General features: G+C 40.3%; 14 protein-coding genes. 4 read left to right on the top strand and 10 right to left on the bottom strand.

All coding sequences use genetic code 11. From position 1 onward, the window contains the following. Positions 1-634: 634 nt before the first annotated feature. Together MKY17_RS08850 and MKY17_RS08845 are read left to right on the top strand one after the other, a co-directional pair. A complete protein-coding gene (locus MKY17_RS08850) occupies positions 635-1,072 on the top strand; it encodes a DUF1641 domain-containing protein (RefSeq protein WP_339201663.1) in 438 nt (145 codons plus the stop codon). A 39-nt stretch (positions 1,073-1,111) separates the two neighbouring features. Beyond that, positions 1,112-2,293 carry an NAD(P)/FAD-dependent oxidoreductase gene (locus MKY17_RS08845; protein WP_098373865.1) on the top strand — a complete coding sequence of 394 codons (1,182 nt, stop codon included), beginning with the start codon at positions 1,112-1,114 and terminating at the stop codon, positions 2,291-2,293. A 77-nt stretch (positions 2,294-2,370) separates the two neighbouring features. On the opposite strand, the gene chbG is transcribed toward MKY17_RS08845, so the two are convergent. Genes chbG through MKY17_RS08820 form a run of 5 tightly spaced genes read right to left on the bottom strand, consistent with a single transcriptional unit; the run spans position 2,371 to position 6,465 of the window. Beyond that, entirely contained in the window at positions 2,371-3,102 is a 732-nt protein-coding gene (gene chbG, locus MKY17_RS08840) for a chitin disaccharide deacetylase (protein WP_339201662.1), read from the bottom strand. Then, complete coding sequence (locus MKY17_RS08835) at positions 3,099-4,442, bottom strand: 6-phospho-beta-glucosidase (protein ID WP_098370951.1); 1,344 nt, start codon at positions 4,440-4,442, stop codon at positions 3,099-3,101. The genes chbG and MKY17_RS08835 overlap by 4 nt, the downstream gene beginning before the upstream one ends. Then, a complete protein-coding gene (locus MKY17_RS08830; RefSeq protein ID WP_098370952.1) occupies positions 4,439-4,786 on the bottom strand; it encodes a PTS lactose/cellobiose transporter subunit IIA in 348 nt (115 codons plus the stop codon). The genes MKY17_RS08835 and MKY17_RS08830 overlap by 4 nt, the downstream gene beginning before the upstream one ends. A gap of 16 nt (positions 4,787-4,802) precedes the next feature. Next, positions 4,803-6,152 (bottom strand): PTS transporter subunit EIIC, encoded by a 1,350-nt coding sequence (locus MKY17_RS08825; RefSeq protein ID WP_098370953.1) that lies wholly within the window; start codon positions 6,150-6,152, stop codon positions 4,803-4,805. A 4-nt stretch (positions 6,153-6,156) separates the two neighbouring features. After that, positions 6,157-6,465, bottom strand: coding sequence for a PTS sugar transporter subunit IIB (locus MKY17_RS08820; RefSeq protein WP_076366378.1), 309 nt, complete (start codon positions 6,463-6,465; stop codon positions 6,157-6,159). Between the two features lie 289 nt (positions 6,466-6,754). Here MKY17_RS08820 and MKY17_RS08815 point away from each other — a divergent pair, with 289 nt between their 5' ends. Continuing rightward, a complete protein-coding gene (locus MKY17_RS08815; RefSeq protein ID WP_098371373.1) occupies positions 6,755-7,471 on the top strand; it encodes a GntR family transcriptional regulator in 717 nt (238 codons plus the stop codon). A gap of 675 nt (positions 7,472-8,146) precedes the next feature. On the opposite strand, the gene MKY17_RS08810 is transcribed toward MKY17_RS08815, so the two are convergent. The 4 genes from MKY17_RS08810 to MKY17_RS08795 form a co-directional block, all read right to left on the bottom strand. Then, entirely contained in the window at positions 8,147-8,755 is a 609-nt protein-coding gene (locus MKY17_RS08810) for a methyltransferase domain-containing protein (RefSeq protein WP_098370954.1), read from the bottom strand. A gap of 112 nt (positions 8,756-8,867) precedes the next feature. Continuing rightward, a complete protein-coding gene (locus MKY17_RS08805) occupies positions 8,868-9,677 on the bottom strand; it encodes an SDR family NAD(P)-dependent oxidoreductase (protein ID WP_098370955.1) in 810 nt (269 codons plus the stop codon). 219 nt (positions 9,678-9,896) lie between these two features. Continuing rightward, on the bottom strand, positions 9,897-10,262 hold the full coding sequence (locus tag MKY17_RS08800; RefSeq protein ID WP_098370956.1) for a PqqD family protein: 366 nt from the start codon (positions 10,260-10,262) through the stop codon (positions 9,897-9,899). Further along, positions 10,252-12,144, bottom strand: a complete 1,893-nt coding sequence (locus MKY17_RS08795; protein WP_098370957.1) for an oligopeptide transporter, OPT family — start codon at positions 12,142-12,144, stop codon at positions 10,252-10,254. Before MKY17_RS08795 ends, MKY17_RS08800 begins: the two co-directional genes overlap by 11 nt. Positions 12,145-12,487: 343 nt before the next feature. Here MKY17_RS08795 and MKY17_RS08790 point away from each other — a divergent pair, with 343 nt between their 5' ends. Next, the gene (locus MKY17_RS08790; RefSeq protein WP_098370958.1) at positions 12,488-13,141 is read left to right on the top strand and encodes a cupin domain-containing protein; all 654 of its coding nucleotides are present in this window, start codon (positions 12,488-12,490) and stop codon (positions 13,139-13,141) included. Between the two features lie 129 nt (positions 13,142-13,270). On the opposite strand, the gene mutL is transcribed toward MKY17_RS08790, so the two are convergent. Next, the gene (gene mutL, locus MKY17_RS08785) at positions 13,271-15,211 is read right to left on the bottom strand and encodes a DNA mismatch repair endonuclease MutL (RefSeq protein ID WP_339201660.1); all 1,941 of its coding nucleotides are present in this window, start codon (positions 15,209-15,211) and stop codon (positions 13,271-13,273) included. Positions 15,212-15,219 lie beyond the last annotated feature (8 nt).

Below are 15,219 nucleotides of genomic sequence, written 5' to 3'. Positions count from 1 at the left end.
ATAAGTAATTAATAACCTGCTCATAGAAACTGTCTCAGCACGAAGCCTATTCTTATCACGACAATAAGCAATGATTGAACTATTGGGAATTTTGGCTGTACAATTCCATTTACTATATTTTTCATTATACCTGGAGGATATTTCGATATTCTCACCACGAATCTTTAATATACTGCGTTCTACCAAGGGCATCATCTCCAATTCCGATAATATTCTTTACCCTAAATCAGATAAAATATTCCTGGGTCTCATTCAGGCATGGCATATTCAAAGATTATGGACATTATAGCAAACCAAACATATATTCAAAACAAAAGATGTCTACATATTCTGCCCATAGCCGGCGACAACCGAAAGATCCTGCCCCTATTATTATAGGAAATGCGGTGAATCCCAATCGTAATCTTATAGAATGTCTCTTTATTTAAGGTATTATAACCAGAATAATCATAATATTTTTTTGGAATATTAAGAGAAATCACAAAAACCACCTAATAACTGTTAATAATAACTATAAAAATTATATTCGTATCACAAAAGAAATATTTGAAATTAAGAGGTTAGAGTCGTATGATTAGTAGTATCGGCGGAAAACACATAAATCAAAATAATTAAGTTTAAAGGGGAATTAGATATGGTAGATGTAATCTCAAAACCTGAACATGAAACACTTAATATTTCTGCAAACCAAGAACAATTGGATATCCTTGATCAGCTTTTAAAGCCCGAGGTTCAGGAATCATTGAACACTTTAGTTGAGCAGTTACCAAAACTAACTGAGTTAGTGAATATTTTAACAAAGTCTTATGATTTCGCTCAATCGGTTGCGACTGATGATGTTTTGAAAAACGATACGGTCAGCGCCATTTCGGAGATCGCGACACCTGTAGTCGATTCAGTGAAAGGGCTTGCGGTTACTGCCATCGAAGCTAAGGATCGTGCTGAAGTGAATCATGACGTGATCGGTCTTTTTGGTCTGTTAAGAATGATGAAAGACCCTCAAGCACAAAAACTTTTCCGTTTCGCCCAAGCTTTTCTTGAAGTCTCTTCAGAACGTAAAAACCAAAAATAATTTGATAAACTTTCAATCAGTAAGGACGGGGGATTAACTATGTCAAAACAAATCGTCATCTTAGGTGCAGGTTACGCTGGATTGCTATCTGCCTTATCCGTACGTGAATATTACAAAAAAGATGAAGTACAGGTTACAGTGGTGAACCAATTTCCAACACACCAAATCATCACTGAATTGCACCGTCTTGCAGGCGGATCCATTTCTGAACAAGCTGTTTCCATTCCGTTGGAAAAACTTTTCAAAGGAAAAGATATCGACCTTATCATTTCCAAAGTGGATTCTTTCTCAGTCGATAACAAAGAAGTGAAACTTGCCAATGGTTCCACTTTATCTTATGATGCCCTGGTTGTTGCTTTAGGAAGCCAAACAGGATTCTTCGGCATTCCGGGACTTGAGGAAAACAGCATGGTCTTGAAATCCGTAAACGATGCAAACAAGATTTACAAACATATCGAAGATCGCATCCGCGAATATGCACAAACGAATAATGAAGCGGACGCAACTATCGTGATCGGCGGCGGCGGATTGACGGGCGTCGAGTTAATCGGTGAAATCGTGGATCATTTCCCTAAAATCGCCAAAAAATTCGGAGTGGACTTCAAGGACTTGAAAATCAAGCTTGTAGAAGCTGGTCCAAAAATCCTTCCGGTCCTGCCTGACCACTTGATCGAACGTGCGATGACAAGCTTGGAAGCACGCGGCGTTGAATTCTTGACAGGTCTGCCTGTAACGGGTGTTAAAGGAAATCAAATCGAATTGAAAGATGGACAAACGATAACGGCCAATACGCTTGTTTGGACAGGCGGAGTTGCGGCTCTTCCTATCGTAGGCGAATCAGGCCTTGAAGTGGATCGCGGCAAAGCGACCGTTAATGAGTATTTGCAATCCAAATCCCATAATGACGTATTCGTTGTCGGGGACAGTGCCGTTGCGTTCCCTCCAGAAGGCGGCCGTCCATACGCTCCTACTGCACAAAATGCTTGGCAAATGGGTGAGCTTGTTGGATACAACCTATATGCAGCCTTTGAAGGCAAGAAACTTGAAGAATTTTCACCTGTAAACTCAGGTACACTTGCGAGCCTTGGCCGTAAGGATGCGGTGGCAACCGTTGGGGCCAATAACACTTCCCTTAAAGGCCTTCCGGCTACATTGATGAAAGAAGCAAGTAATGTTCGCTATCTATCACACATCAAAGCCCTATTCAGCTTGGCTTATTAATTTTTAGATATAGCACTCATTGAATTTAAAAGGACCATTCATCATTTGATGAATGGTCCTCTTTTGTATTTAAGAAATCAAATCTTAACTTGGTTGATGCTGAATCTAAGGGAACATCCCTCAGGTAATTTTGCATTCGTCAAAATCCGGGTTTCTTTCAGGCGTTTATCATTATAAGAGGAGACTTCCATCAATTCTTCATCCATATAAGCAGGATGGGTCATTATCTCCACGCTCGCCCCATCCGTTACCCTCCCCTTCAAGTTTTGAAAATAATCTTCAACCACCATATCTCCATAAAAATCGTCCAGGAATATATCTGTAACGGTTTGAATCCCAGCCAGGTGCCTTCCGGCATTACGCACTGGCAATCCGTATTTATCAGACAGCTTTTTTATTACAGGTAGAAATGCTGTGATCCCGTGTACATGATGATGGCTGTCGAAATGAGTTGGAAATAGACCAAATTCCAAGAATCTTTCGATTTGTGCTGACCACTCCCTCTCCAATTCCCTCAAGGAAATACCGGCAGGATCCCCATATATCAACCCTTGCTTTTTAAAGAAACCTGATTCGTCAACTAAACTTGGAACATCACTCAATAAAGGTTTACCCCATGTCAGCACTAAGTGTATACCTACCTTCAGAGAAGGTGTCTTCTTTGCGATTTCAATCGCATGCTCCGTTGCTTTCGCATTCATCATGATCGTTGCCGAATTGACAATTCCATATTTGTGGCTATCCAAAATCCCATAATTCACCGCTTTAGTTAACCCGAAATCATCTGCATTTACAAGGACTTCAATCATGATAAATTATCCTGCAACTCCTTTTTTTCAAAAAACTGCGGCAAATAATCTTTATGCGCCTCAAGCATTTCGTCTAAGATAAGTTTTGCAACCCGATCACTTGGAACGAGTGGATTGATCGTCATGGCAAGCAACGCAGTTTCATAATCCCCTGTAATTGCAGCTTCGATGGCTACCCTCTCAAAGGATTTGATTTGCTGAATTAAACCGCGGACTGCGATAGGAAGCTCACCTACATTGATTGGCTTAGGACCATCCTTAGTTATCACGCAACTAGTTTCAATCGCCGAGCCATAGGGAATGCCTTCAATCGCACCATGATTTACGGTATTTACCGCTTGAATATCTCGCTTATCAGTATGCATCGAGCAAATCAACCGCACAGCAGCATCACTGTAGTACGCACCTCCGCGCTCTTCAAGCTGCGGCGGCTTGATTGCCAGATCCTTGTCTTTGTATAGCTCGAATAAACCTGTTTCAAGTCTTTGAACGACCTCTGCACGTGTTTCCCCTTTTTCTGCATCCTTCAATTCTTGGGCTAGCACATCTCCCGTTTTATAATAGTAGTTGTGGTATGGACACGGAAATAGGTTTAACGCTCTTAGGAATTCCGGTTCCCAGCCCATTGCATGGATATTCTTCATCGTGACAGCATTAGATGGATCTGTAATCAAATGGATGATTTGATCTTTGACACTCTCGCCATCAACGAATACATCCAAGCCGTAAACCATATGGTTCAAGCCAGCAAAGTCGATCCGGACTCTTGATGGCTCTACATCCATTAAATCCGCAACACCTCGTTCCATACCAATCGGCACATTGCAAAGGCCGATGATTTTGGAAATATTACTGTGACGCAGAACTGCTTCCGTTACCATTCCTGCAGGATTCGTGAAGTTAATCAGCCATGCTTCCGGACATAATTCCTCCATTTCATGAGCAATATCCAGAATGACGGGAATCGTTCTAAAAGCCTTGAAAAGCCCGCCTGGTCCATTCGTCTCCTGTCCGATCACTCCGTGTTTCAATGGAATCTTTTCATCAAGCGCCCTTGCTGCGAGCTGGCCAACCCGCAGCTGGGTTGTTACATAATCAGCGCCTTTAAGCGCTTTCTTTCTATCTAGCGTGAGATGGACTTCAATATTCACATCAGCCTTTTCAATCATCCTTTTTGCCAAATTCCCGACAATTTCTAGCTTTTCCTTTCCCGCTTCGATGTCCACGAGCCAAATTTCACTCACAGGAAGTTTTTCATGATATTTGATGAAACCTTCAATCAATTCAGGCGTATAGCTCGAACCTCCGCCAATCGTGACAATCTTCAACCCCTTGCTCATTCAGCAGTCCTCTCCTTCACAGCATCTGCATGTAAGAATTCTTCGCGTAGATCAATCATTTCAATTGCAAGATCCTTTATAGTCATCGCTGTCATTAAATGATCTTGTGCATGCACCAGGATAATGGGAAGATCAAATTGGTCCCCGCCCGCCTCAGCATGGATTAATTGGGTTTGGTATTTATGGGCCTGCAGTAATTCTGTTTCAGCTTCGGCTATTTTCACGCGAGCAGAATCAAAATTCCTTTTCTTTGCTTCCTGCATCGCTTCCATTGCAAAGCTTCTCGCATTCCCGCTATATAAAATCAATTGAAAGGATAGTTGGTATAATTCTTCTTTTTCCATTTTCATCACTTCTTTCTTAAACGCTTAGCGTTTCTGAATCTTTTGTAAGCTCTGTTTTATTTTTGGTGTCTATCTTCACTTGAGCATAAACGAATGGTAAATAAATGACTGTTGAAATGACTAAGTTGATTGCAGCCAAGACCGCTCCGGACATATGCCCGCCTGTTGCCAGGAATCCACCCACGATCGGAGGGGTAACCCATGGAATCTTGGCGACAATTGGGAAAACCATTCCGCTGCTTACTGCGATATAAGAAATCACAGTTGTAATTACCGGGCCGAGAACAAATGGGATGAACCACATTGGATTCAGAACGATAGGCAATCCGAAAAGAATGGGTTCGTTAATCTGGAACACTCCTGGTGCCCCTCCGAGTGCAATCATCTGTTTATACCGTTTCCGACCGGCAATAATCATTGCAATGATAAGGCCCAATGTTGCACCAGATCCGCCTAAATAAACAAATGCATCCAGGAAAGAACCCGCCAATACCCCGTATTGATCCATGTCTTTGACGCCTTTTGCATATAAATCGATATTTTTCACTCCCGAACTTTCAAAAAGCGGTGTCGTGATCCCGCCAAGGATATTGGGTCCATGCAAACCGATCATCCATAATAAATGAACAAGAAATACTAGTAAAATAGCGAATGGCAGTGAATCTACTGCACTTTGTAATGGAGATACAATCACTTTACTAAGCCAGTCATTCAGTATCTGCCCATCCGTAATTTTACGGAATAGCAGTCCGAATACACCAGCGATAAAGATCGTCGCCATACCCGGCACTAACTTTGCAAATGAACGTGCTACCGCTGGGGGTACTCCATCAGGCAGCTTGATGACTAAATATTTCACTCGTGAAAGTCTCACAAAGATTTCAGTGGCAATTAAGGCAACGACAATACCTGTAAATAGGGCTGTTGCATTAAAATAGTTAACGCTTACAAAACCCCATGCCCCGCCTGTTACATCCTTATCATCGATGGTTAAAGTGACATTTCCGATTTGAGGCAATAATAAGAAGAAACAGGCTGCGGAAACCAGCATCGCTTCAAAACCATCGTCACCGTATGATCGTGCCAATTTATAAGAGATGCCGAATACCGCGAATACCGTCATGAATGCAAAGGTTCCAAACCAAATATCACCGCCCAGCGTATTCCATGCAGGACCGAAGATGGCCTCCATCATTCTTCCGTAAGGCTTGATGACTTGCCCGAGATTATTAAACAGGACGGCGAATGACCCAATCATTGTAATCGCTATCATTCCAATCAATGTGTCACGAATCGCAAGCAAATGCCGGTTATTTCCTACCTTTACCGCCCCAGGCATAATATACTTATCAATAAAAGTCATCATATCCTTATTCTCCTTTTATTAAAGTAGTGGCTTGTTTTAATACTTCTTCACCATTACATAGTCCATAGAACATTGGATTGATGGTTGCGACTGGAATACCCTTTTCTTTCCCCGCTTCCTGTAACTTGGAAAGAAGATATCTAACCTGCGGACCTAATAAAATCACATCGGCCTTATCTATTTCATTGTTCACTTCTGTAGAACCCACAGCCCATATACGACATTCTATCCCTTGTTTTTTAGCGCTTTCCTCCATCTTGGTAACTAATAAACTAGTAGACATCCCCGCAGAACAACATAATAAGATATTCATTGAAATTACCCCCCTTTTTAATGATTGATTATTCAGTATTTTTAAGTAAGACTAAACCGCATTTTTGTAATAATCCATGTTACTTTGTTTTATCACTTCCCTTGAAAGGCTATATGAAATGGGTATTATTACCCTCATACATACATTGTAGTTACAAATTGGAAAAATATCAACACAATTTTTAATTTGTTACTACAAATTTTCGATTTAAAGTTGATTATTGAACTTATCCGAGATAATCTATATGTATAGATTGGGAATGAACATAGGAGGAATCACTGTGGAGACCATGAATAAAGAAGCGGCATTGCATTCCATAGTTAAGGAATCGATTATCGATCTCATAAAAAATGGCGAATATCAACCAAATACAAAATTACCGACTGAGGCCGAATTTTGTAAAATATACGGAGTAAGCAGGACAACAGTTCGTACGGCCTTACAGCAATTGAACGTCGAAGGCTACATCTACCGTGTTCAAGGCAAAGGGACTTTCGTTTCGGAGAATAAAGTGAAGCAATTTCTTACAAGCACGGTTGAAAAGTTCTCTGAGCAAGTCACGATGCAAGGAAAAAACCCTTCTACAAAGGTCATTAGCTTAAAGGTGATTGAAGCAAATGCTACCCTTGCCAAGCTTTTCAAACAAAATATTGGAGACCCCGTAAATAAACTGGAACGGATTCGTTACGTAAACGACATCCCCCTTCAATATGAAATTGCCTTTCTCCCTTGGTATAAAACACCCGGGCTAAATATCGAAGCCTGCGAAAAATCACTCTTTAAAGTACTTGAGACACAATTTAATTTAAAAGTAAAAAAAACAGTCGAACACTTGGAGTTTTCACTTGCCGACGATTCCATTTCTGACAAATTGGATGTACCGAACGGTTCACCTTGTTTTTCCTTAGAAACTTACACATATGAGAATGACGGATCGGTCATTGAATTCTCTAAAACTCTCTTTAGAGGCGATCGTGCACATTTTGTCATCGAGCGGAACTATTGATTATAAATATATAAAAGAAGAAGGATGCCTTATTAATTAAGGCATCCCATTTTTTTGTATACTTTTTATACGGCATATTGATTCTAATACGGAATGCTCACACCGAATCATGATTTTTAAAAGGAGACATTTTTTACTGATGAAACCCTCACAAGATTGAAGTAATTTGCGATACTCCTGCCGACAAGTCTCCGCTGGATGCTTGCTTTGGTGAGGCTTTGCAGACAATCGGCGGAAAGGGAGCGAATTTCTGAAACCAACTGGAACTTATTAAAAAAACTCTGTAGGCAAACTGGCTTTTCATCGAATTCGACTACATTATGAGAGGAAATCATAACGATTGCCTTTTTTCGTTGCGCACCTGGATATAGATATATATTTACATAATTACAAATACATTGATTACATGGGTAAAATTGATAAATATTGCATAATAAACTAATCTAATAGACTAGGGATATACGGACAACAGCCGGAAGCTCTGGACCATTTTAACTTTTATGGTTTGGCATCAAATTTATATAGAAAAACAATATGAATCACAGTCTCAAAAGATTTTACAATATGCTGTAAATTAAGCATCTTTAATGGCTTCACTCATTGCACCCAAGCACCAATGATTGCTTGGGTGCTTTTAATATTTACTTGATATCACCCAAAAAAACGTGTCTCCATTCAATTCAACAATTCGTATATGACGAATTTCTCAAAAGGATTAGATTCAGTCAAGCCAGGTAACATCACTTCGTTTTTCAGCTCGAAGGCAGTTTGATTTTCGAGGAAAAAAATATAATCCTGTGAAGGATAAAATAATATAAGTTCTATTTGGCGCGGTTCTTTTTCAAAGGAAAGCAAAATGTTATTGATGATTTTCATGAAAATCTGTACCGAGAACGGATTAAAGAAATAAAAACGATTGTCTTTCGTATCAATATCATATTCTTCTGCCAAACAACAGTGGAATTCTATATTTCCATTGTTGTTTTTCCTTTTCTTCATGTAGCCATTCAGATTCTCGATCGCTTCTTTATAGAAATTTTCATTCATCTCCACGCCAACCACAGATGATTGATATAAGTGATGGATAAAAAAATTCAAGCGTCCTTTACCGCATCCAAAATCCACAATGCGATCATTTCTTTTCAGTGCATATTTTTTGAATAAATGTTCTAATGCACTGTATGGCGTAGGTTCATAGCGGTGATAATGCAAAGAATCATTGAATTTTTTTTGTTCACCTTCCGTCCTGATGTTCAGCATTAAATCATAATTCGTTTCTTCCATTGTTATTTGCACCTGCTTCATGATTTTTAAAATTTAGGGCTTCCTAATTAAAAACCCCGGATAAGGCTAATCTTATCCAGGGTAAAGTTTTGTTATATGAATGTCCAGACAATTAATTGGATTTTGCTTTAGTTACATAATCATTAAAATCAGAGATGCTTGGGTTGGCCATATAATGACCGCCTTCTACTTGGATCGTCTGACCTGTAATGAATTTGGACTCATCAGATGCAAGGAATAGAACTGTATATCCGATATCATCCGCTTCACCATGATATGGCAATGCATTAAATTTGGCAAAAATATCGAGTACGGCCGGAGGCATATTATTTTTCGCTGCAGGAGTTAAAATAAGGCCTGGTGCCACTCCATTACAACGAATATAATCTTTACCATACTGTGCAGCGATATAACGGGTCAAATTCACTACCCCCGCTTTGGACGCACCATATGCAGATCGTACGGAGTCACCTGTAAACCCAGCCATCGAGGCAGTATTGATTATCGATCCCCCTCCCGCTTTAATCATGTGAGGAATTGCAAACCTGCTTCCCAATAAGACACTTTTTAAATTCACATCCATAAGTCGGTCCCATTCTTCCAAATCTAAATTCACGACATCCAGATCTTTATGCAGGTTAGTTAAACCCACATTATTAACAAGTACCGTAACCGTACCATATTGTTCAATTGTAAAGTCGACTGCTGCCTGGATAGAATCTGCTTGTCCAGCATCCAAGAATACTCCAGCCGCTTCCCCACCTTGTTTTTTAATGTTTTCGGCCGCTTCTTTTGCTCCTGCTTCGTTAAAATCAGCAATCACGACTTTTGCGCCTTCTTTAGCCATCAGTGTGGATATGGATAACCCTATACCCGAAGCTCCACCTGTCACTAATGCTACTTTACCTTGTACTCTTCCCATAATAACCCACCTGCTCTTCAAAATTGAATATCACTGCTTTATTCATCATGAATACCAGTACAAGAATACAATATCTATAAAGTTATTACAAATAATTATACCTATAGTACAATTTCTTAAAATGGAGATCATTAGAATATAATAAACCTAATGAAAATTTTGTTTACCAAATCCAAAACAGAAAAAAGCTGAAGCTTCAAAAAGAGCTTCAGCTTTTTTTCATTTTTCTTCTTCATCATCCCATATGATCCAATCATGAACCTCAAGAATTTCCAGAAACTTCATCAACCGCGGTAAGGCTGGTTCTGCTTCCTCACCAAAATGTTCACTCATCGCTTCAGAAATCTGATTTACATTCCTTTGGAACTGCATCTGTTTAATGGCATATGCCCCAAACTTATCAAGCTTGATTTTACGGACTGATGGTTGTTTAAAGAAACGAATTGTAATTCGTTCCACAAAATTGGTCCTTTGAATGACCAAAAAAGTTGCTTCCGAAGATTCATGTACCATAGTGACGCGTCTTTCCAAAAGGGGAACCATAGTTAACAGGTTCCTCTTTTTTGATTGGCGTTTATGAAGCATCTTCTTTTTTCCCTTTGCTGGATACGAACCATAGCAATCCAGCTAGAGCTAGGAATAGTAAGAATGGCAGCAAATTGCTGGCTAATTTAGCCGCAGCCGGAACTTGGACACCTGCTGCGATCAATATGGCAATAAGTACACCAATCAATGATTCACCTGCAATTAAACCTGAGGCAAATAATACCCCTCTATCAACCCGTGCTTTAAGCGCTTCTTTTGTTTTCGAGAAGAACTCAACGAAGAATCGAATAAATCCACCGATCATGATTGGGGCACTAGTATGAACCGGCAAGTAAATGCCGACTGCAACAACAAGTGAATTCAGACCGAAAAACTCTAATGTGATGGAAATAGCAGCACCGATAAAGATGAGAGTCCAAGGTAAATCCCCCCCAAGAACACCTTCAGCAAGTATTTTCATTAGTGCCGCTTTAGGTGCAGGTAGTTCTGCAGATCCCATCGTATATGCATTATCCATCAGAACCAGGATAAAACCAATGACCGAAGCGGACGCAACAACACCGATCATCATGGCAACTTGTTGTTTCCATGGTGTTCCGCCGACTATATATCCTGTTTTTAGATCTTGTGAAACATCACCTGAAACCGCAAGTGCTGTACAAATGATCGCCGCGACGGTTAATGCGGCTACCATTCCAGTCGTACCAGTAAAACCAGTAGCTTTATAGACAATGGCCACAATCAATAGTGTAGCTATCGTCATTCCAGAAACAGGGGAAGAAGAACTTCCGACGATTCCAACAACCCTTGAAGCCACTGTTACGAATAAAAATCCAAAAATCGCAATTGCAATCGCACCGATGATTCCTACATCTGTTATAGGTGTGAAAGCAATGATTAAAATTACGATGATCGTTCCCAGCCAAACGTATTTAGCCGGCATGTCTTGTTCTGTACGGATTGAACCTGATTTTAGTTGTCCTTTATTGGCTTTTACGCCTTTAAGAGTATCAAAAACTGAACTGAAAAGTATTGGTAATGTTTTGATCAATGTGATTAATCCGCCAGTTGCAACGGCACCAGCACCAATATAGCGTATATAATTATCCCAAATTCCCCATGCATCCAATTCACCGATCGGTACATCAGAAGGGAAAATGGCTGTTCCATTGCTTCCGCCAAAAAAGCTGATGGCCGGTATTAGAACGACCCAGGCTAATAAACCCCCACCTAGCATTTGTCCTGCAACACGCGGTCCAATAATATAACCTACACCCAAAAGGGAAGGAAAGGCATCAAGACCAACCACTGCATTTTTAAAATTCGTGATTCCTGTTTCAACCTCTGTCTTGAAAAGCTTAAACCCATCACCAAGCCCTTTAACGACACCGCCGATAACCAAACCGGCTCCGATTAGTTTCGCGCTTGTACCACCCTTTTCTCCTGATTTCAGGACCTCGGCACATGCCGTACCTTCAGGATATGGTAATGTTTCATGTTCCCTTACAATCAAAAGCTGTCGAAGGGGAACCATCATGAAGACCCCTAAAAATCCCCCAGTTAATACAACGAAAATGATGAATGCTTGACTCACGTCCATGTCCCACATGAATAGTGCTGGTATGGTAAATACAGCACCGGCACCAATAGCCTCACCTGCCGTGGTCATCGTTTGCACAATATTGTTTTCTAATATTGAATCCCTGCGAAAAACCCCTCTTAAGATAGCCATTGAAATTACCGCTGCGGGTATTGAAGCAGAGACAGTTAAACCAATAAGTAGGCCTAAGTATGCATTTGCCGCCCCGAATACGATTGCAAGAATGATCCCTAGAATGATTGCAGTTGCAGTCAATTCCGGTAGAGATTTAGATGCAGAGACGTACGGGACGAATTTACTCTCTTTTGAATTGTTCGACAATTTAGCCACTTCCTATGTTAAACTTTAAAATCATAAAGAACATTATATCACTGTAATTTAAAGTCACGCAATGGGAAAATTCTGCTTATCAAAAGTTTGATTATATCCAATAATCAGATTAGTAGTTTCGATTTTATAATATATAAAAATAACATTTATCTCATAACCATCTGTTTTCGGCCTATTCGTTACATGAAATCACTGCATCTCATTCATTCGATGTCGGGACCATCAGCACTCCTTATTAGCTCCATGAGCAAATAACCCACTGGGTTATTGCACATTAAAATGAGATTTAACATATCCTGAAAAATCAAGTATTAAAAAAAGGAATGATAAATTCATGGTTTCCTATATGGACTATACTTCACCATCCACACAATACTTTTTTGATGTTAATAAAAGCAATTTAATGAAAAAAGACAATCAAAACTATATAAATGTATTAGGTATCAAACAATTGAACACACTCGAAAATGTTTCTCTATTAGATATTTACCTTAGTTCAAACAATGTCGTAGAACCGCATTATCACCAAAATGCTGCAGAGCTAGTGTATTGCATTTCTGGAGCTGCAACCGTTTCATTACTGAATCCTTTTACTAAGCAAATACAAAATTACCCCATTAAACCTGGCCAAGTAGCCAATGTTCCACAAGGTTGGTGGCATTATGAAGTGGCTAATACGGATAATACTCACCTGCTGGCCATTTTTAATGCACCAACACCTGAGGTGATCCTGGGTTCGGATATCTTAAAATTGACACCTGCAAATATTATGGCACATACGTATTGCATGGATGAAAACCAATGGAAAAAAGCAATTGCGCCAGTTCAACCCTCAACATTCATCGGTCCGCCAGCCAGCTGCCATCGAGCGTACGAAGAAGACATGCAGCAATATCCGCAATATAATAATCACTATGATAACCAAATGTATACTGCCCCGGCATACAACTATCAATTCCAGCCCACTCCCCCATATTATTATTATTGAAGATAAGTGTTGTGAACTTAATTAACCCTGTCCAAGTCCTATATCCCTTTCATGGATGGCGTCTAATAAATCAGAATCGAAAAAGGCAATGGAGAACCCCATTACATAAGGGTTCTCCATTGCTTTTCATTACATGATCCTTTTGAACATTTTCTCCATTTCATAAATGGAATAAGAGATGATGATAGGTCTTCCATGAGGACATGTGAAGGGATCGGTTGTCCGCCTTAGTTCATCCAATAGTGCTTGGATTTCATCATTGCGAAGATGACGGTTTGCCTTTATTGAGGCTTTACAGCTCATCATGATGGCTGCTTCTTCACGCAATTTTTTAATGTCGACCTTTTTCATCGATAGCAATTGTTCTATCATTTCCTCAAGGATTTCCTGTTCAATTCCTTTAGGGAACCATTGTGGATGAGATCGGACAATATAGGCGTTATAGCCAAACTCTTCTAAATAGACGCCGACTTTTTCCAATTCATGCCGATATTCATTTATCCTGATACATTGGTCTGTTGAAAATTCAAGGGTGATGGGAACCAGCATATCCTGTAGCTCGTTTTCAACACGTCCGACCTTTTCTTTAAAATATTCGTATTTGATCCGTTCCTGGGCAGCATGTTGGTCTATGATGTACAAACCTTTTTCGTTTTGGGCGAAAATATAGGTTCCATGCATTTGCCCAATTGGGTACATGGGAGGGATGCGGCTTTCCGGTTCATTTACCTCAATTTCTTCCTCTTGTTCGACAGTGTAGGTTGTATACTTTTCAGCTGACTCGTAATTCGGTTTGCTTTCATCATCTTGTAAGACCGGAATATAGGCATCTGCCATTTGCTGCTGTTCATTGCTATAGATTATTTCCTTTATTGGTTCAAGATTGAAATCTTCATTATGATCCACGTAACTCTTTTGTTCCTGCTTTTCCCGAATCAAGGTATCCTTCAAGAGTGAAGCTTCTTTCTTGGCTTCTTCAAGGACCCGCTTGCCGCTTTCCACAACATGGTCCAATTCCAGCGTAGTTTGCTCACTTTTCACCTGCTCCGGCTTTGGTGTTGGTGTATATCCACTTGGTATTAGAGACATCTTTTTAAACGAAGATTTGATCGTTTCCCATACAAGACTGTACAATTCCTGTTCCTTGCTGAGCCTTACCTCCATTTTGGATGGATGTACATTGACATCGACAAGAATCGGATCCATTTCAATATTCAACAAAGCAATTGGAAAACGCCCAATTGGAAGAAGTGTATGGTATCCATCCAGGATTGCTTTCACGAGCGCATAGTTTTTAATGAAGCGGCCGTTTATCATGGTTGAAATATAATTCCTTGAAGCCCGGGTGACCTCAGGCATAACGATATATCCGGATAATTTAAAGTCCAAGGAGCTTGCCTGAACCGGAATCATCTTTTTGGCAATATTCGTACCATAGATTGCGGCTAGCACCTGCCTGACATCACCGTTACCATTCGTATGCAGGATTCGCTTCTCGTTGTGTGATAACCGGATAGAAACATCCGGATGCGAAAGTGCGAGCCTGTTAGCGACATCCGTAATATTTCCTAGCTCGGTATGAATGGTTTTCATGTATTTCAACCTTGCAGGAGTATTGTAAAACAAGTCGGAAACCAGGATATCCGTTCCTTTCCGGCTTGATGAAGCCTCGAGTTCCTTAACCATGCCGCCTTCAAGAAGTATGCGCGTTCCCACACCTTCGCCTGTGCTGCTTTTCATTTCAAAACGGGAAACTGAAGCAATACTGGGCATTGCTTCACCGCGGAAGCCAAGTGTTCGAATTCGGAAAAGATCATTTTCATCTTTTATTTTACTTGTGGCATGGCGTTTAAATGCCGCTTCTATGTCATCAGCCAAAATCCCATCGCCATTATCCACGATCCGAATGGAACCAAGCCCAGCCTCCACCAATTCAATCTCTATAATGGTACTGTTTGCATCTATTGCGTTTTCCACAAGTTCCTTAACGACTGAGGCTGGGCGTTCAACAACTTCGCCAGCTGCGATTTTATTTGATAAAGCCTCATCAAGCTGTATGATTTTTCCCATTTTTATCG

The organism is Peribacillus sp. FSL P2-0133 (genome assembly GCF_037975445.1).
GTDB classification, from domain to species: Bacteria; Bacillota; Bacilli; order Bacillales; family DSM-1321; genus Peribacillus; species Peribacillus simplex_E.
The sequence above is the reverse complement of the archived record's forward strand: the minus strand, read 5'-3'. Positions and strand labels throughout refer to the sequence as shown.